The sequence below is a fragment of the Mobiluncus curtisii subsp. curtisii ATCC 35241 genome, assembly GCF_000146285.1.
In the GTDB taxonomy this organism is placed as follows: Bacteria; Actinomycetota; Actinomycetes; order Actinomycetales; family Actinomycetaceae; genus Mobiluncus; species Mobiluncus curtisii.
Window position 1 is genome coordinate 1,174,392 of sequence record NZ_GL385912.1, and the last position, 18,393, is coordinate 1,192,784.

An 18,393-nucleotide genomic window follows, 5' to 3' on the forward strand; every position below is an offset into this window, starting at 1 on the left:
AGCGACTTTCACCTACGTACGCTGGGCGGTGCTGGTGCAAGCGGGGATACTCGCGCTGTGGATTATGGCGCGGATTATCAAACACGCCTCTCTCGGGATTTTCGAGCGTTACACCTGGTACTACTATTACGTCCCGATTTATACGACCTGCGCAATCTTGTTCTTTGTCATGTCCCACTCCAGTCGCGGGCGCCCGCCAGGTTACTGTTTCTTGCGCGCCGCAATTATCGGAGTCGGCGCGACCCTGATTCTGCTGGTATATACCAACGATTTGCACCACCTGGTGTTGCGCTTTGGCACCGGGCAGTCCGGGGTGGATTACAGCTACGGTCCGGGATACTACCTGTATTACACGGCAGCGCTGCTGGTTTTCGCAGCGGTCATCTATGCCGGTTCGTGGTCGCTGCAGGGGTCATTGGTTGCGTCTGGTGGCGGGAATCGGGGTGCTGTTCCTCGCGGTGTTGTTCTATTCCATGGCGTACACGGTGCGAATCCCGCTGGTTCGCGCCACCGAAACCGTCCAAATGTATTGTGTGATTTTCGTGTTGGCGTGGGAGATTCTGTTCTTTATCGGAGCAATTGGGCAAAACCGCGGCTATCTGCGTTTCTTTGAAAAATCCCAGATTCCCATCGAAATTGTTAACCGAGATTGGCTCCCCCATTACCGCACTTCCCACCCCCTCAACCTGGACCAAGGCACTCGTCAGCAGCTGCGGGACGGTCAGGGACCGGTGGTGGTCACAGACACTTCGGTACAGCCGAACCGAACCGTATACTGTCAAACCCGTCCCGTGGACGGCGGTCACGTCCTGTGGGAAACGGACGTCACCGCGGTGCAGGATTTGGAGCGGACCTTGGCGGCACTGCGCGCCCGCGAGACTCACCAAACCGAAATTCTGCGCGCCGAATACGAAGCCACGTTAAACATGGAGGAATCGGCCGATGCCCCCGTCCTCTTTGATCGGCTCGACGACTTGATGAACGCGTCCCTGGGCAGAATTCAAGCCAATACCGCCCGGCTCAATGTGCCGTTGGACGAAAGTGAACGCTCCAATATTTTGCGCAACATTAAGATGGACCTGGGTTACGCCAAACGCGCGGGTCTGTTGACTTTACAGAACTTTGAGAACGAAACTGTTTCGGTCAACGCCCTGACGACGTTTATGAGCCAATCCTGTACCGATTTTTCCTACGCAGGAGCGGTGGCTGGATTGCACGGTCCGACCACCGGCGCTGTGCAGCCCCAATTGGCGCTGTGGTGTTTGGAGGGCTTGCACCGCACTTTGAACCAGCTCATTGGGGCTGCAGAGGTGGCAGTGTTCGTTAACTTCGAAGTCGCCCCAGATGGTAAAACCGCCCGCCTGAACTGGATTGTTGACCTGACCGAGCAGGACCTCCCCCTGTTCGACCCGCTCTTAGCCTGGTCTCGCGCCCAAGTCGAACTGTACGTTGAAGACGCCACCTGCCACCTGAACATGATTATCAGCGCTGGTGAACCCACTTTGGCACCGGAGGTAGCGCATGAGTGACCAACTCTACAATCTCACCTCCGTCCAGATGGGAGCCGCTACCACCCTCATGTGTATCGGCTTATTGGCGGCATGCCTGCTCACCATGGGGCAATGGCTCATTCATCGACGGCGTCTCGCTACGGTGTTCCTGTTCAGCGTGGTGATTTTGCTGGCGTTCTATATGTGGGCCTTCGCCACCGTTTTCATTCATTCCCAGACCGGAATTTTTTGGCTCCAAGACCGTAACTTTGGGTGGTTTGTGGTGGTTTGCTTGGGGCTGGGGGCGATGACGATCGGAACCAACTACCGCTATGCCGAGATACCCCTGCTGGTGACGTTGACCCCGACGATGCCCCCTTTTGTTACTGCCGGGGGAGTCTGGGTGCTGCTCACCTCCGGAGCATTGACGACTTCCTGGCTGTGCGTCCAGGTGTGGCGAGATTGGCAATTGTTACACCGTGATCTCAGCTCTTTCAGCGTCAAAGAGGCCTTGGACCGACTGCAACACGGGATAGCGTTCGCCAAATTCCGGGGTCGCAGCAAGTTTGCCAACGCCGCTATGGAAGGGCTTTTGGGGCGTCTGGGGTTGACATCGTTGACTAACATGGGGACGTTGGAACGCCAACTATGTCAATTCAGGTTTGAGACGAAAAACCACCAAGCGAGTCCTGATCCCCTAAACTGCTGGGAAGAAAACGAAGACGGAACCTCCCGGCTGCGGATTACGGAACCCGATGGGCGGACTTGGGTGTTGACCCAGAGTCGGATTCGAGACGACCGGCGGTCTTGGATTCAACTGCTAGCTGTCGATGTCAGCGACTACATGACACTCAGTTACCAGCTTTCAGCAGAGATTGACGCCCTGCAGGACCGTCAAAAACGCCTGGTCAGGGAGACTTCGCGGCTCGATGAGGCCCTGTCGCGCCGGCTCATTTTGTCTGCCCGGTCCACCATTCACGACACGCTTTCCCAGCGGATTTCTTTCGTTCACCGGTTCTTGGAGGACGAAGTGTCGGACGATGAACGTCTGCATCGCCTCCAAGGCCTGCTCGAGGATTTACCCTCCGACCTGAGCAAAGACCGCGTCACTGCCACCCCCGAAATTTGGCTGGAGACCCTGCAGGATTTAGCCACGGCGGCTGAACTGGAACTGCATATTTCCGGTGACCTGCCACCCCAGGTCAACAAAGCCCGGATGTTTACGGATGTGCTGCGCGAAGCCATCACGAATGTGCTGATTCATACGACTTCTTGCGAAATGGAGGTGCGTCTGGATCAGGACGCCTCCAGCTTCTGGATAGAAGTCTCTAATCCCAGCACCATGGAGACCGCGCTGACCTACGGCACCGGTCTGAGCAACTTGGAATCCCGGCTCGAAGCCCTCGGCGGTTCCCTGTCCGTGTTCACCACCCCACGTTTCACCCTGCGCGCCCGCCTGCCGCGCTGAGCGGGAATCGTTTCCTACCGGTTCGACAATCAGAGTTGGTCGGCGATGCTTGCCAGCAGGGCTTTGGTCGCGAATTGGAACGCCGGAGCGTCGAGCAGCAGCGACACAGACACCACTCCAACAAAAGGCATATCGAAAAAATATCCCGGCTGTGCGGTAATCCCTCGCCGGGCAATCAGCCCGGTGATGAGCGCGTCCTCGTCCACGTGGGCAGGAAATCGCAGCAGCGCATTCCAGCCGCCTTCGGGTTCCAACAGGCTCACGGTGCCACTGGGTTCTGTACGCACAAGGTCTCTCAGGGTGGCGAGGTTCTCGCGGCAGCGTTGCCGGGTGGCACTGGTCGCGGCGGGCACCGCTGCCAAATATTCCGTCAAGCGCTGTGCCAAAACATCGGAAAACGGCAGGTAGGCATCCGCGATTACGTCCAACCGCGCGCGCGCCGCCACCACGTCGCGCTCAGGTCCGGACACTTCCAGCCACGCGATTTTCAACCCCGGCGCACTCAAATTTTTACTCATCCCATCCAGGGCAAAAGTCAGTACTTCCGTGGTTCCTGCCAAACGCCGACGGTCAGCGGGCTGGGTGGGAGCGCCGGGCAGGTCGAAGTCAAAAAATACTTCATCAGCGATGAGCGCTACCCCGCGGTCTGCACAATAGTTCAGGAGCCGTTGACGATCCTCTCCGTGTACATAAGAGCCGGTGGGATTGTTTGGATTGATTGCCACTACCGCGCTGACCTCTCCCGGATTGAGCTCGCTCAGCTCCCACCGGGAACCTACCCAGGTCAGGGGATAGAAATCCACTCCCACGTTTTCCAGCCCGGCAATGGTTTCTACCAGGGGGTATCCCGGCGTCGGGGCAGCGAGCCGGTCACCGGGATCGCTGGTCAACTTCGTCAACCAGGTATAGCCCTGGGAAGTAGAACTCAATAGGTACAGGTTTTCTGGATCAACCTCGCGACCATCACGCTCACCCAGCCAGGCAGCCAGTACCTCGCGGGCGGCGCGGGGTCCCCGCGGGTCTGGTTCATAGGGTGGCAAGCCCGGCGCACCTAACCCCCAGCGGGTCGGATTAGAATCAGCCAAATTCACTTTCAACATGCCGTCCCGTCGGGCCGCACGCTGGGCGAGAGTCACGGCGTTGGGTTCATTCAGTTCCACCCGTTCAGAAAATTTCACGTGTTCTTCGCTCCTCATGATTTAGGCACAGAAATAGAGATACTGTATTGACCTGAATCCAGCCTGGTTTCTAGCTGTCCTCCCAATTGGTTTACTTTTGACTTCATACTCTTCAAACCCAGCCCACTGGGTGTGAATAAGGCATCTTCACGAACTTGGTTAGCGCTAAAGATACGTATTTGCGTCGCTGTGCAGCGCACTAAAATGTATGCTTTAGTATTTGGTTGCCCGTGTTTCATGATGTTCGTAGCGATTTCTTCGACCAGTTCGGTAAGTATTTCAACGGTTTGGAGGGGTTGTATTTCATAGCCGCTCAGGGTGCATTCCGGGATAAACCCTACACTTTGTAACTGGTTTTTAATATGTTCAAGGGTTTGAGGCAGGCTCTTAAATCCTTTACCCCTTACGACTTCTTCGCCGGTTGCATCACGTCCCAAATCCTCTGTAAAGTCCCTTAGTTGGGAGAGAGCCGAGACCGACACTTCACGAATTTTCACGCCTATAGAATCGCTCTCGGAGTCTTTAGCTTTTGGTAGCAGGCGTGAAAGTAAAATCAGTTGTACCAGTTTGTTGGAGAGATTGTCGTGAAGTTGGTTTGCCAAGTTCTCCCGGAGGACTGAAATCCGCAGGCGCTGCGTAGCTTCCTGGGCTTCCTTTTGCGCTCGCAGCTGATTGAAGCCAAAGCCGACCAGTAGGGGAATTAAATACAGAACCATCCCGAATTTGCCGGAAAGCGAGGCTATCGACGAGTGTCCGTAGTAAACGGCGAAAGCTGAGACAGCTCCGAGAATGATTCCGACATAGGGTGGACGCCGAGTAATTAGGAATCCAATCGACACCAGGGAAAGGTAAAAACCAGAGCCTTGCTCCAGCGTTTGCGCAATAGCAACCGCAGCGATAAACCACACGGAAACCAGCACCGCCGCAACGGAGGGAAACCTCAACCCGAAAGCCACAAAGACAATAGAAAGACCAATCATTATGAAGTCCAGGACAGTTTTTGCATTCAATATCAGCGCCAATACCTGCAGCAAGATGCCTATCGTAATCACCAAATAGCGAAGCCAAGGGCTATTTATAGTCATCCGGTACCCCTCAATCGATGATACCTTGGCGTATTCCGTGCGCGACCGCACCTGCACGATCAGCTGCGTCACATTTCTGCAAGATGGATTTGATATGGGTTTTAACAGTGTTTTCGCTAATCTTGAGTCGACTGGCTATCTGAGAATTCGTGCGTGACTCGCTCATAAGCGTCAGTATTTCCTTTTCTCGCGGGGTTAAAACTGTATCGCTTGGTTCGCCAGCGTGACGTTTCACAGCCACAAGAGCCGCGTCATCGGTGAGAACAGAAATCAGTTGCCGGGAACACGTAGGGGAAAAAACCAGCTCGCCAGCAAGGGCCTTCCCCAGGTTTTCAGCGATTAGTGCCGGGTCGTCCTCTTTCACGAAATAGCCTGTGGCTCCGGCGCGAAATGCCTCACGGATTTTGTCAGCCCTGGTTAGTACGGAAATCATAATCACGGCTGATGTTGGGGATAAAACGTGGAGTCTTCGAACCAATTCAATCCCATTCATGCCTGGCATACTAATATCCACTAAAAAAACTTGCGGTTGTGCGGTCTCATCTTGATTCAAGCGCGCTAACGCCTCCGAGGCTGTTCCGGCCGTCCAGGAAACCGTAATCCCATCAACCCGGCCCAACAATGTCTTCATTGCGTCTCGGGCGAATGCATCATCATCGATAATCGCTACGCGCACAAAACCATACTAGCCCACGTCGGGAGGGGCTTACCTCGCTATCCCATCCTGCTATCTCACCCAATCGGGTGAGCCTTGAGGGTGATGTGCAGGGGTTTGACAATCCCTAACCTTGAAAGTATCCGCTTCAAAGAGCTGTATGCGCTTTCTGTTCAGAAAGGAAAATCATTATGAAGTTCGTTAGTAGTATGGTCGCTGGTATCGGAATCACAGCAATGGTTCTTACTAGCGTGTCTCAAGTTACCGCCGTTCCCGCCTCGGCATCACCTCGAAGCCTAACGTCCGTAAACAACACTGCCTCCGTAAACGGTTTCACTTTGTGGACCGGGACTCAGGGAAGAAAGATTCAGCAAATTGGAGGGAGTCTCCGTTTGGTATTAGCACCGGGAGATACCGTTGAAATCACACCAAACGGAATGAACGCTCTATGGAATAACCGAGAGGGTGTCACCTTGGTTTCGTTTGACGCAAAAATCATGTTCTCTTCCGATAAAGCCAGCATTAAATTCGATGAAAACAGCTCTACCCTTTACGCCGTAACACACGATGAAAACAGTGATGGCAGTGGTACTAGGTATGGTTGTGCCAACAAGTGGGTAGCATGGGGATGGACCGTTGCCTGGACAGGTCTCGTCTGTGTCCCCTTCGGGATTGCCACAGGAGGAGTTGGCGGCTTTGCTTGCGGAGCCGCTGGTGGGGCGATCGGAACCGCGATTTCTTGCTAGGAGGCGGCGCAGGATGAAAGATACGTCGAAAATTAAGTTCATGCGGATGGGGGAATCCGCTTCTTTTGGGGCAATGCTGACTTTGATTACGGCTGTGATGTTTACCGTCAAGTCGGTTGACATTCCGATTTGGGCCTGGATTATCGAATTTGTGATATTGAGCGGAATCGCTTTTGTCATCCCACGTCAACCTCACACCGTAACCCCCGAGCAAAAACGGCTCTTGATATTTTCCTCAATTACCGCAGTTTTGCTAATCATTGCCCTGGTTGTCATTATTGCCGTGAGCTAACTTTTCCTCCAGACTTTGCGGGGATGAGCACCCATCATGCTAAGTTAACCGGGGAAAACACACGCTCACGAATACGTTTTGCCAGAGCACTAGACAGACATGTAAACCCGATAATCTCTAAAATCCTCACAATTATCGAGTTGACGTACAGTTCTCGGTTGTATCCAGACGCGCAGCGACACGCACAGCGGCGAATCCCCGCAACCCACAGACCTGGGCAAACACAACATATAGGGGTTCAATTGAGCCATGCGCACAATATATAGTTGATTTATCCAAATACCCCCCTAGAGTATTTTCTTGTGTTCTCCGCACTGGGAGATGAGGAGATGAAAGGAAAACAGATGACTGCGACGAAACCAGAGACGACCCCCGTATTTGAAACCAATCCACGCCACCACATGATTGATCCCTTGGAAACTGTGGATGAGTACCTGAGCCAAGCAGACTGGCGGGTCAACGCCAACGCTAACCAGGGCTACTCAGTCGGCGGACTAATCCTGAATGCGGCGGGCAAGATGGTCGCCAACTACTGGCTGGACAAGGTTTATCCCGCCGCTGCCGGACACGCCCACCGCGACGGCGACTTCCACATTCACGACCTGGATATGTTTGCCGGATACTGTGCCGGCTGGTCGCTGAAACAGCTGCTGCAACAGGGTTTCAACGGGGTCAGCGGGGCGATTGCTTCCAATCCACCGCGGCATTTTTCCTCGGCCTGCGGGCAAATCGTGAACTTCCTGGGCACGCTGCAAAACGAGTGGGCTGGCGCCCAAGCATTCTCTAGCTTTGACACCTATATGGCACCTTTCGTCCGCCTGGACGACATGACGTATGCCGACGTCAAACAGTGTATGCAGGAACTCATCTACAACCTGAACGTACCGAGCCGCTGGGGCAGTCAGTGTCCGTTCACGAACCTCACTTTTGACTGGACCTGCCCACCGGACCTGCGCGACGAAGTACCGCTCGTAGGCGAGGAACTGTGCGACTTTGCCTACGGGGACCTGCAGGCTGAGATGGACATCATCAACCGCGCCTACATGGAGGTCATGACCGAGGGGGACGCGGACGGGCGCGTGTTCACTTTCCCCATTCCGACCTACAACATGACCAGGGATTTCGATTGGGATTCCCCGAACGCCAACCTGCTGTTTGAGATGACGGCAAAATACGGGCTGCCCTATTTCCAGAACTTCATCAACTCGGAGCTGGACCCCGGTCAGATTCGCTCCATGTGCTGTCGATTGCAGCTCGACCTGCGGGAACTGGTCAAGCGCGGTAACGGGCTGTTCGGTTCGGCAGAACAGACGGGGTCTATCGGGGTGGTGACCATCAACCTGGCGCGTTTGGGTTATCTGCACAAGGGCGACGAGGACGGTTTGCGTGCCCGCTTGCGTGAACTCATTGAGTTGGCTTCGGTGACTTTGGAACGCAAGCGCGTCACCATCCAGTACCACATGGACCACGGTCTGTTCCCCTACACGAAACGCTACCTGGGGAATCTGGATAACCACTTCTCGACCATCGGGGTCAACGGCATGAACGAGCTGATTCGCAACTTCACCGATGACGCTTATGACATCACCGATCCGCGTGGGCACGCCCTGGCAGCTCGGATCCTGGACGGGGTGCGCGAACAGATGGTAGAACTGCAAGAAGCCACCGGACACATGTACAACCTGGAGGCGACCCCCGCCGAGGGCACCACGTACCGCTTGGCAAAAGCCGACCGGAAACGTTTCGGGGACAAAATCCTGCAGGCAGGCACGACCGAAAACCCCTACTACACGAACTCTTCGCAGCTGCCTGTCGGATTCACGAACGATCCGTTCCTCGCCGAGGAACTGCAAGAGGAACTGCAAACCAAGTACACCGGCGGCACCGTGCTGCACCTGTACATGGGCGAGGCCGTGTCCAGCGCGGGGGCCTGCAAACAGCTGGTGCGCCGCTCCCTGACCACCTGGCGCACGCCCTACATCACCATCACGCCAACGTTTAGTATCTGCCCGACGCACGGCTACATTTCTGGCGAACACTTCACCTGCCCGCAATGCGAAGCGAAGGGTCGGCACCAGGAATGCGAAGTCTGGACGCGGGTTATGGGCTACTTCCGTCCGGTCCAGTCCTTTAACATCGGCAAGAAGGGCGAGTTTGCCGAACGGCAGTATTTCAATGAGTCCGCAGCGGCGTCCCACGGGGAGCTGCGCTCGCACCTGGCAGAAGCGACCTTGGTTTAGCTCTAAAGACTGAATCTGCTACCCAGGTAATCCGACTGGGTTACCTGGGTCATGCATTTAATCAAGAAGGAGCGCCCATGTCCACAGCAGTTACGGATAGCACCGCGGTCAGCCCGCTCACGGGTTTGGTCATCGCAGGGGTGACGCCGTTTTCTACGGTAGATTGGCCGGGAAAATTGGTGGCATCCGTGTTCCTGCAGGGATGCCCCTGGAACTGCGGATATTGCCAGAATGTTGCCATTATTGACCCGCGGGCGCCTGCCGGTTACCAGGAGGCAGACTTGTGGGAGCTGCTGGGGCGGCGGCGCGGTTTGCTGGACGGGGTGGTGTTTTCCGGAGGGGAGCCGACTCGCCAAGCAGCACTGATGCCCGCCGCCCAGCGGGCGCGTGACCTCGGCTTTCTGTTGGGGCTGCACACCGGGGGAGCCTACCCGAAGCGTCTGGAACAGCTGCTGAATGCCGGGTTGCTCGATTGGGTCGGTTTGGACGTAAAGGGTCTGGCACAAAACTATCCACAAGTGGTGGGGCGTCCCCAAGCGCATCGCGCCGGCACAGACGCTTGGCGGGCTTTGGACCTGGTGTTGGCAGCGCATCGCGCGGGAACGCTGTCAGACTATGAGGTACGCATCACCGCCTATCCCGGAACTGATCCGCGCGATACGAATCCCGCAGCCCTCCCCGCCTTAGCCCAGGCTCTGCGCGAGCGCGGGGTGGAATGCCTAGCGGTGCAACAGGCTCGACCAGACGGTACACGCCCAGAATTTCAAGAGCTTTGCGCCCAAAATCATGCTAAATCCTTTGCGGTTGACTTGGCTCGCCAAGCTGAAGAACTCACCGGGATGTTTACACATTTCACTTTTCGCGGAACCGCCGGCTGATCCCACAACCCTCGTCAAACCCCAAGGTACACATGGAAAGACGCGAATTTATGGAATAATGACCGTATGGATGAACTACGCTCCCAGGCTAGTGACCCGTCTACTCCCGGTTTGGATCTACAACAGCTGGCTACCAATGCGGAACTACGCCCTTTAATCGCGAAAAACCCCGCGGCATATACGGGACTGCTCGACTGGCTCGTGAACAAAAAAGAACCCGAAGTCCTCGTCGCCCTGCGTGAGCGACAAGCGGCTTTTGAAGCTGGTCAAATCATGCCCATGCCTTCCCTACCCCTGCCCGAACCGTCTGCGTCACCAAGCCCCCGCGAATCGGCAACCCCCACAGCTCAGGAGACTCCCGAGACAGTCGAACCCACCGCCACTGACACACCGCAACCGACCACCCTGGTGCCTGAGGCAGCCACGGATTCCACCGCCGGGGAAACTCCCGGAAGTCCCCACCGCACTTCAATACTGGGGCAAAACCCCGCAGAAACCACAGTCTTGCCGCCGATAAACGCCCCCATATCCAGCCCGGTAGCGGCTCCCGGTCTGCCTCCGTCTTTCCCCCCCAATGCCGCACCAAGCCAAAACTTGGGAACCGGATACTATGGCGCGATTCCCGCCGCAGCGACACCAACTCAATACCTGGCTCCCGTTAGCGGCAACGCCCCGATGATGGCTCCTGTCCCCGAACCCTATCTGCCAGCGGAAAAGCCAAAATCCAACGCTGTGTTGTGGGTCATTTTCATCATCCTGCTGCTTGCAGTGATAGGGATGGGTATCGCGGTAACCTTGGTGCTGACCGGGGTTATTGGTGATGATTCCCCTCAGACTGACACGAACTCCCCAAGCACCGCCAGTGAAGCTCCCACCGCCACAGAAAAGGCTCCCGCCCCAGCCAACGCCCAAAACATCCAGTCTTTTGTCACCGAAACCGGAGACTCCACCTGCCGGGTAGACGGCGAAGAACTCATCTGCCAGGTGCGCAACCTGGTCAGCACCGCGGCAGGCTGCACGCCAAAACAGGATTCTTTGGTCATCAGCATGAAAGACGGCGACCCAAACGTCACCTGCCAGCCCAATCAGAACTATTCCCCCAGCGGAGACACGATTCTTCACGATACTGCCATGACGTATCAAAATTTCGCCTGTCAATCGAAATATACCGGCACTGAATGCTGGAACAAGATGACCGGCAAAGGCTTTTTCTTTGCCAAGCAGGACTACCATCAGCAAGACGCCCCCGCGCGATAAGCAAACATATTCAGGAGAAACATGCCTAACTGGGAGGAATTCGACACCTGGGAACCGACCCAGGATTACCCTTCTGCGCCCCCGGCACGTTCCTCCTCCCTGGGCGAGCCCCCGAGCCGCCACCTGCCCCCCGCCCTAGGTGCGGCGTCTCGCCCCGAGCGCGATTCAGGATCTAGCCTGGCGGATACCCACGCTGCTAGCTTTTTTGAAGAGTTTTCCGCCGCTGCCGAGGCGGCTGGTGCCGCCAGCGCCAACCAGATACCGCAACTGCCCTACGGCGATAATCCGGGGATTGCTGCCCTGCTGGCCAATGCCCAAAACATGCTGAACGCGGACGGTTCGCAGCACCAAGATCCTCCTTTCACCCCGTCAGCAGCTGCGGATACTCCGGAATTCCACGCCGCGGAAGTCCCCGACGCGATGCGCGCGGATTTCGACACCCCCCTGGCTCCGGGAGAACCCGCCAGCCCCCCTACCCCCACCACCCCACCGGCACGAACCACGAGTCCCACGGGGCGCAAACCCACGCAGCGCCGACCCGAACCGGTCCATTCCGAAGGGTGGAAATCTTTAGTGTCCGGATGGGACGAAATGGGCGGGACCAGCGCTGCCACCGCCTCACCCCGAACCGGTGCTCCGGGGACCGGCGCTCGTCCTCTCTCGAAAACGCACCAGACTTCCCCACGCGCCGCGGCACACCCGGACACTGACTGGGAACGCCTAAAAGCGGTATCCCCGCGCACTCCGCAAAAAACTTTGGGCACCCCACCCTCACGGGCAGATTTATCTGAACCACGCTGGAAGTCCCTCACTGCCCAAACTCCAGAGGGACCCTCCAAGTTACGGTTGCGTCGAGTTGGTACGGGAAGCTCCGAACCGCGTCCGAGCGACGGTATTTCGCCGCTGGTAGTCCTGGCAGGAGGAATCATCCTGTCCCTGGTCAGCGTGGGAATCGGGGTGAGCGCAGGGATGAACCTGGTGCCGCGTCCGACCGTGACCGTCACAGCTACCCCCAGAGACTTCGCCAAACCGAACTCGAACAATCCAGACTCCATCGGAAACGCAGACCCCTCGGAGGACCCCGCTGCCGGGACCGCCGGGGGACTGAGCGGACTGAAAGTCGCCCTTGATCCGGGACACAATGGCGGTAACGCCGCCGCTTGGCAGCAAATCGGGACGAATGTTCCCGACGGACGCGGTGGTCAAAAACCCTGCAACACGACCGGCACTGCTACCGCTGACGGCTACACCGAACACGAGTTCAACTGGAAGATTGCGAACGCCCTAAAGACCAAACTGGAGGCAGCGGGAGCCACCGTGTTCCTGACGCGTGATTCCGATCAGGGCGTGGGTCCGTGCGTGGACGCCCGCGGTCAGTTTGCGCAAAAGGTCGGGGCGGACGTGATGGTGTCTATTCACGCCAACGGAACCACGGACACGGCTCAGCACGGATTCTTCGTGATGATTTCAGAGCCGCCCCTGAATGAGGCTCAAAAACAGCCCGCCTCAGATTTGGCTACCAAACTGGTGAAGTCTCTGCAAGAGGGCGGATTCACGCCCCAGTCCGGCGGGTCTATCAGCAGCGGGATATGGAAACGTTCCGATGTGGCGACATTGAATTTTTCGGAGGTGCCCGCCGCAATGGTGGAGCTTGGAGAGATGCGTAACCCGGCTGATGCTGCCCTGATGAAGTCAGATACCGGTCAGGAACGCTACGCCCAATCCTTGTTCGACGGTTTAAAGGCGTGGGCAGAGGCAGCCCGACCGGCATCGAAACCTGCCCCGGCAGCTTCGGGTACGACAGCGGCGACATCGCCGCAGTCTCCCGCTGCGGGGTCGCCCTCCCCGGCTGCCCCTACTGGCGGACAGTAGCAGCCGGGCGGCAAACCGCACCTCCGTTATGCTTTAATTAACCAGTCTTTGGAATATGAGGGGAAAATGAGCGATAAGAACAAATCTGTGGAACGCAGCGCCGCTAACGTGTGGGCTTTGAAAATTATTGGTGTCCTAGCTGTTTTGGTGCTTTTAGCCATCGCGTTTTTCCTGGGGCGCACCACGGCTCCGGGAGCGAACACCCCCGCAGCCTCCCCCAGCAGCCCGCAAAAAACCACTGCCGGTGGCGCCACTGCTGGTGACGCGCAAAAGGCCGTGGCAGATTTCGTGGCGCAAACGGGCTTGGTCCCCGGTCAAGACTTCGCCTCCTCCGTCACGAACGAGGGCGGGCTAAAAGCCATGAAAATCCTGCGAGACGGGGCGGATGAGCCCGAACGCACCCTCGGGAAGCCCGACGCCCCGGTGACACTGACTGTATTGAGCGATTTTTCCTGCCCGATGTGTACCAGCTGGGGCAACGATACGCTGCCGAAACTGCAAAAATACGTAGATGACGGCACTCTCAAAATCCAGTGGCACAACATGGTCATTTTCGCTGACCAATATCAATCCGATATAGCCGCCAAGGCTTCAATTGCGGCAATGAAACAGGGCAAACTGTGGGATTTCGTGCGGGCAGCCTACCACACCGCGCCAGAGGGAGAGCACCCCACTTATGACGAAAACAAAGTCATCCAAATCGCTCAATCCATCGGCATCACTGACTTGGGCCGGTTCAAGACCGACATGAACTCCCCCGAAGCACAAGCCACCGTTTCCGAGGAAACAGATTCCGGGCATTCGGTAGGTGTCAACGGCACGCCGTTCTTCGTGCTGGGCGATTCCACGATTTCAGGAGCCTATCCGATTGAATACTTTGAGCACTCTATCGAGTACCAAAAGTTCCTGGCTACCAAATAGGACCTGGTCACCAAGCGATTCAGGTTTCAATCTCGCAGCGGGCCGTTAGACCCGCGGGGAAGGACACAAAATGGACTCAGTAACCTTCGCGGTGGCTTATGCCGGAGGGATTCTGACCCTGTTTTCACCCTGTTCTGCCCTGCTGATTCCGTCTTTCTTTTCTTACGCTTTTTCGTCAAAAACCAAGTTGGCGTCTCGCACCGCCGTGTTCTTCCTGGGGCTTATGGCGGGATTACTGCCCACCGGAGCCGCCTTTGGGGCACTCGGGGCGATGTTGAACGCGAAACTGCGCGGTCTGACGGTGTGGGCGGGGCTGGTCATCGTCCTGTTCGGTTTGTGGCAAGCCTTGGCGCTGCCGGTACCGAACTTTGGTCGACTACGCACCCGCTGGCAGGTCTGGAAATGGCAACGCGCCACGCGACGAGCTCAAGTTTCAAGCCCGTCCCCGCGAGAGGGACACGTCCCGGTCGAACGCACCGCACCGGCAGCGATTTTCCTGTTAGGGCTGACTTACGGAGTCGCCGCGACCGGCTGTCAAGCCCCCATCCTGGGCTCCATCCTCGCTTTCAGTGTCAGCGGCGGCTCTCCTGTGACCGGATTCTTTACCATGTTCGCCTTTGGCGTGGGCATGTTTACTCCGGTCGCAGTGCTGTCATTCCTGTGGAACCTGATTCCGAATCAGGTGCTGCGTCCGCGTCCCATCAAAGTTTTGGGGCGAGATTCCACGCTCGGAAACTTGGTTTCCGGACTACTGATTACGCTGTTAGGGCTGGTCATGGCACTGTCGGGTCCCGGCGGTCTGGCGACTTCCCTGCTGTCCGCCAGCGCCCAATCAAATCTAGAGTTTGCGGTGCAACGCACCCTCGCGGGAATTCCCAACTGGCTGTTCTGGCTGCTGGCCGCGCTGCTGGCCGCCTTCGTGACAGTTTATCTGTGGGGAAAGCGCCGCCCCTACCCTTCTGACGACACCGCGGCCGACTCTGCCTCCTGAAGTTTCCCACCCTCACCGGCGCAAACAGGTAGGATTTAGGCGTGAGCAGAGACGAAGTGGAACGCGTCTTCGTAGGACGCCTGGGGGGAACCGCCGTTTTTGATCCCATTGGGGATCCGGTGGGAAAAGTGTATGACGTGGTCGTTTTGCTGCACCGTCGACCGCCCGTCGCTGTAGGTTTAGTGGTGGAAGTCACGCGCGCCCACCGGGTTTTCGTGCCTATCACCCGCGTCACTGCCATCAAATCCGGCGCCGTCATCACGACCGGGCTGGTGAACTTACGTCGTTTCCAGGCTCGCCCACTGGAAACCTGCGCGATTCAAGACGTTTTGGATCGAATCGTGACGTTAAAGGACGGTTCGGGTCAGGCACAGATTCTGGATTTGGCAATAGAACGGCAAAAGGACCGGACTTGGGCAGTAACGGAACTTTACGTGGCGCGGGCGCGCCGGGGGGCTTTCCGCACCCGGCTCGGGGAAACCTTGCATGTCGGAATCGACGAAGTCACTGGTTTATCAGTCGGGGGCGCCGATCAAGCAGCGGATTCCCTGCTGGCCACTTTGGGAGACATGAAACCTGCCGATATGGCTGACGCGCTGCACGATTTGTCTGATTCCCGGATGCTTTCGGTCGCTTCCCAGCTGCCGGATAGCCGCCTGGCTGACATCCTAGAAGAGTTGGAGGAAGACGATCAGGTAAAGATTGTTTCCTCCCTGGAACCGGCGCGAGCCGCCGACGTGTTGGATGTCATGCAGCCCGACGACGCTGCCGACCTGGTGGCAGAACTTCCGCGAGAAGTCGCGGCTAACCTGCTGGAACTGATGGAGCCGGACGAAGCGAAAGACGTGCGGCGTCTGCTGGCTTACGATGAAGAAACAGCTGGCGGTCTGATGACTACCGAGCCGGTGGTACTGGCTCCCGACGACACGGTTGCCACCATGCTGGCGCATGTGCAGCGCCGCGACATACCTCCCGCGCTGGCAGCCATCGCCATGATTGCCCGCCCGCCCCTGGAGACGCCCACCGGCAAATTTATCGGGGTCGTACACCTACAACGAGCCTTGCGGGAACCGCCCCACGTCATGCTGGGAAACATCGTCGACACCGACCTGGAGGCCGTCACCCCGGATCGTTCGGTGGACTACCTGACACGTACTATGGCAACGTACAACCTAACGGCTATCCCGGTCGTGGGACCAGTTTCCGGTTCCCTGCTGGGCGCCGTCTCGGTTGACGACGTTTTGGACCACCTGCTGCCGGATGACTGGCGGTGGGATGACCGCGCCGAAGCGGAAGAAGCCGCCATTGCGGAGGCCGAAGCCGCTGCCGCCAACGATGAGGAAACCGCACAAGACACCGGTGCTGCCTTGGCTTCAGACGATGCGGAAGGCGCCCCCAGTGACGAGGATGACGCCACGGTCACGATTCTCCCGACGAACGCCCTCGTGACGAATCCCGACCGGGCCCCGCAGTCACTGCCAGAAACCGGGAAAAAGGCAGGTAAGGAGGTCAACCCCCATGTCTAAGGGATTGGAGACCCCCACCGACGGACGTCGCGGAGTGTTCGGGTGGCGGCGGCGCTCCCAGATGGGCGCCCAGGATCGTTCGCTATTCACCAGGGTGGCAGAGAGCACTGCCCGGTTCATGGGTACCTCCAAGTTCATCCTGTGGATGACCGTCTTCGTGGGGGTCTGGATTGCCGCGAACCTGGTGTTGACCCGCTCCCTGGGGGATAACCCGTGGGATCCCTATCCGTTTATCCTGTTGAACCTGATGTTTTCCACCCAGGCTTCCTATGCCGCACCGCTCATCATGTTTGCGCAAAACCGGCAGGATGACCGCGACCGCGTTATTGCCGAGCAGGACCGTCAGCAGGCTGCCCGAACCTTGGCTGATACGGAATACCTCACCCGTGAAATTGCTGCCCTGCGTTTGGCAGTATCCGAGCTGGCGACCCGCGATTTTGTGCGTTCCGAAATCCGTGACCTGCTCGATGAGCTGGAACAGCGCACCGCTGATTCCTCCGAAGAACCCGACGACACGTACTCTGACGCGAATCCTGTGCAGCGCTGACGGTTTACCTGCCCTGGGCACACAGTGAGTTTGCGCCCAGTGAAATCCTCTTAGGTAAAATGGTTGGCATGAGTCCAAAGAAATCTGCTTCACACGCCCCGAAAGGCAGTGGCGGGGTACGCCGGCACCGCTTGAAAGGCAAGGGACCGACCCCGAAAGCTGCTAATCGTCCTTATCACCAGGCATACCGTGACCGTCTGGAGGCGGAACGCAAAGCCACGCATACCTCGGGAGTGACCCAGCGGGCTGCTGCAAGAGACAGGTACCGTCCCAACACCGCTGCTGACAGCGAAATCATTTTCGGACGCAACCCGGTCGTCGAAGCCGCTGCCGCCGGGGTGCCGCTGAAACGCTTGTTCGTTTCCGCTTCGCTCATGAAAGATGAGCGCCTGTCCAAAGTGGTGCAGCGCGGGGCTGCTTCGGGAGCAAAGCTGCAAGAATGCTCCCCCGCCGACCTGGACCGTATCACCGCGGGAGGAACCCATCAAGGAATTGCGGCAGAAATCGCCGCTTACAATTACGCCGAGGTCATGGATTTGTGGGACCGCGCGGTGACTCGGGCTAAATCTGAGCCGAATCATCCCCCCCTATTGATTGTGCTAGACCAGGTCACTGACCCACACAACCTGGGAGCGACGCTGCGTTCCGCGGCGGCTTTTGGAGCTGACGGGGTCATTATTGGCGAGCACCGGTCAGCTTCGGTCACCGCTGCCGTGTGGAAAGTTTCCGCGGGGGCGGCGGCGATTGTGCCCGTCGCTAAAGCGCGAAACCTGACTCATGCCTTGCAGCAGCTGCAGGCGGAGGGGGCTTTCGCTATCGGTTTGGACGGCGGGGGGGACGTGGATTTGCCCGACTTGAAGCTGGCGGATCAGCCCCTGGTGGTCGTGACCGGCTCGGAAGGCAAAGGGATTTCCCGGCTGGTGCGCGAGACCTGCGACCAGATTGTGTCCATCCCCATTGATAAACGCATGGAGTCGCTAAACGCCGCTGTCGCTACCGGCATCGCCCTGTACCAAATCGCCGCCCTGCGGGGTTAGACGAGCTGAGGCTGCCGCGAAATTGGGTATGCCGTGCACGAATGACCGTTTTCATCGCGCCTTAAGCTTGCTGCACGCCACTAAAATCGCTACAACCTGCGGTTTTAGACCTCGCGCGTCGCGCCAATCCCATAATTTGTCTTGAAATCGGTCATTCGTGCATGCGCCACGACTACTGCACCAAACAGCGCCGAACCAGTAGACTTAGCT

The 18,393-nt window shown here is 57.6% G+C and carries 16 protein-coding genes; 13 read left to right on the forward strand and 3 right to left on the reverse strand.

Annotated features, from left to right (window positions below; genetic code table 11):
- Positions 1 to 428: 428 nt before the first annotated feature.
- Complete coding sequence (locus HMPREF0574_RS05175; RefSeq protein ID WP_004007655.1) at positions 429 to 1,529, forward strand: hypothetical protein; 1,101 nt, start codon at positions 429 to 431, stop codon at positions 1,527 to 1,529.
- Positions 1,522 to 2,958 (forward strand): sensor histidine kinase, encoded by a 1,437-nt coding sequence (locus HMPREF0574_RS05180; RefSeq protein WP_004007656.1) that lies wholly within the window; start codon positions 1,522 to 1,524, stop codon positions 2,956 to 2,958. Before HMPREF0574_RS05175 ends, HMPREF0574_RS05180 begins: the two co-directional genes overlap by 8 nt.
- A 29-nt stretch (positions 2,959 to 2,987) precedes the next feature.
- On the opposite strand, the gene HMPREF0574_RS05185 is transcribed toward HMPREF0574_RS05180, so the two are convergent.
- From HMPREF0574_RS05185 to HMPREF0574_RS05195, 3 genes are read right to left on the reverse strand one after another with little or no spacing between them, the layout of a single operon-like run.
- Positions 2,988 to 4,154, reverse strand: a complete 1,167-nt coding sequence (locus tag HMPREF0574_RS05185) for a pyridoxal phosphate-dependent aminotransferase (protein WP_004007657.1) — start codon at positions 4,152 to 4,154, stop codon at positions 2,988 to 2,990.
- Positions 4,151 to 5,221: a sensor histidine kinase gene (locus tag HMPREF0574_RS05190; RefSeq protein WP_004007658.1), complete on the reverse strand. Its 1,071-nt coding sequence runs from the start codon at positions 5,219 to 5,221 to the stop codon at positions 4,151 to 4,153. The genes HMPREF0574_RS05185 and HMPREF0574_RS05190 overlap by 4 nt, the downstream gene beginning before the upstream one ends.
- Before the next feature lie 10 nt (positions 5,222 to 5,231).
- On the reverse strand, positions 5,232 to 5,897 hold the full coding sequence (locus HMPREF0574_RS05195; RefSeq protein WP_004007659.1) for a response regulator: 666 nt from the start codon (positions 5,895 to 5,897) through the stop codon (positions 5,232 to 5,234).
- Between the two features lie 371 nt (positions 5,898 to 6,268).
- Between HMPREF0574_RS05195 and HMPREF0574_RS09830 the strand changes: the two genes are divergently transcribed.
- The 11 genes from HMPREF0574_RS09830 to rlmB all read left to right on the forward strand — a co-directional run bounded on the left by HMPREF0574_RS09830 (position 6,269) and on the right by rlmB (position 18,183).
- Complete coding sequence (locus HMPREF0574_RS09830; RefSeq protein WP_236585804.1) at positions 6,269 to 6,622, forward strand: hypothetical protein; 354 nt, start codon at positions 6,269 to 6,271, stop codon at positions 6,620 to 6,622.
- Between the two features lie 13 nt (positions 6,623 to 6,635).
- A complete protein-coding gene (locus HMPREF0574_RS05205) occupies positions 6,636 to 6,914 on the forward strand; it encodes a hypothetical protein (protein WP_004007661.1) in 279 nt (92 codons plus the stop codon).
- Positions 6,915 to 7,258: 344 nt separating this feature from the next.
- Complete coding sequence (locus HMPREF0574_RS05210; RefSeq protein ID WP_050748349.1) at positions 7,259 to 9,154, forward strand: ribonucleoside triphosphate reductase; 1,896 nt, start codon at positions 7,259 to 7,261, stop codon at positions 9,152 to 9,154.
- A 77-nt stretch (positions 9,155 to 9,231) separates the two neighbouring features.
- Positions 9,232 to 10,032, forward strand: a complete 801-nt coding sequence (locus HMPREF0574_RS05215; protein WP_004007663.1) for an anaerobic ribonucleoside-triphosphate reductase activating protein — start codon at positions 9,232 to 9,234, stop codon at positions 10,030 to 10,032.
- Positions 10,033 to 10,098: 66 nt separating this feature from the next.
- Entirely contained in the window at positions 10,099 to 11,289 is a 1,191-nt protein-coding gene (locus HMPREF0574_RS05220; RefSeq protein WP_004007664.1) for a variant leucine-rich repeat-containing protein, read from the forward strand.
- Between the two features lie 21 nt (positions 11,290 to 11,310).
- Positions 11,311 to 13,161, forward strand: coding sequence for an N-acetylmuramoyl-L-alanine amidase (locus HMPREF0574_RS05225; RefSeq protein ID WP_004007665.1), 1,851 nt, complete (start codon positions 11,311 to 11,313; stop codon positions 13,159 to 13,161).
- A 66-nt stretch (positions 13,162 to 13,227) separates the two neighbouring features.
- Positions 13,228 to 14,082, forward strand: coding sequence for a DsbA family protein (locus tag HMPREF0574_RS05230; protein ID WP_004007666.1), 855 nt, complete (start codon positions 13,228 to 13,230; stop codon positions 14,080 to 14,082).
- A 70-nt stretch (positions 14,083 to 14,152) separates the two neighbouring features.
- Positions 14,153 to 15,073: a cytochrome c biogenesis CcdA family protein gene (locus HMPREF0574_RS05235; protein ID WP_004007667.1), complete on the forward strand. Its 921-nt coding sequence runs from the start codon at positions 14,153 to 14,155 to the stop codon at positions 15,071 to 15,073.
- Positions 15,074 to 15,114: 41 nt separating this feature from the next.
- The gene (locus HMPREF0574_RS05240) at positions 15,115 to 16,599 is read left to right on the forward strand and encodes a magnesium transporter MgtE N-terminal domain-containing protein (protein WP_004007668.1); all 1,485 of its coding nucleotides are present in this window, start codon (positions 15,115 to 15,117) and stop codon (positions 16,597 to 16,599) included.
- Positions 16,592 to 17,146 carry a DUF1003 domain-containing protein gene (locus tag HMPREF0574_RS05245; RefSeq protein WP_004007669.1) on the forward strand — a complete coding sequence of 185 codons (555 nt, stop codon included), beginning with the start codon at positions 16,592 to 16,594 and terminating at the stop codon, positions 17,144 to 17,146. The genes HMPREF0574_RS05240 and HMPREF0574_RS05245 overlap by 8 nt, the downstream gene beginning before the upstream one ends.
- Before the next feature lie 59 nt (positions 17,147 to 17,205).
- On the forward strand, positions 17,206 to 18,183 hold the full coding sequence (gene rlmB, locus HMPREF0574_RS05250) for a 23S rRNA (guanosine(2251)-2'-O)-methyltransferase RlmB (protein WP_004007670.1): 978 nt from the start codon (positions 17,206 to 17,208) through the stop codon (positions 18,181 to 18,183).
- Positions 18,184 to 18,393: the final 210 nt, after the last annotated feature.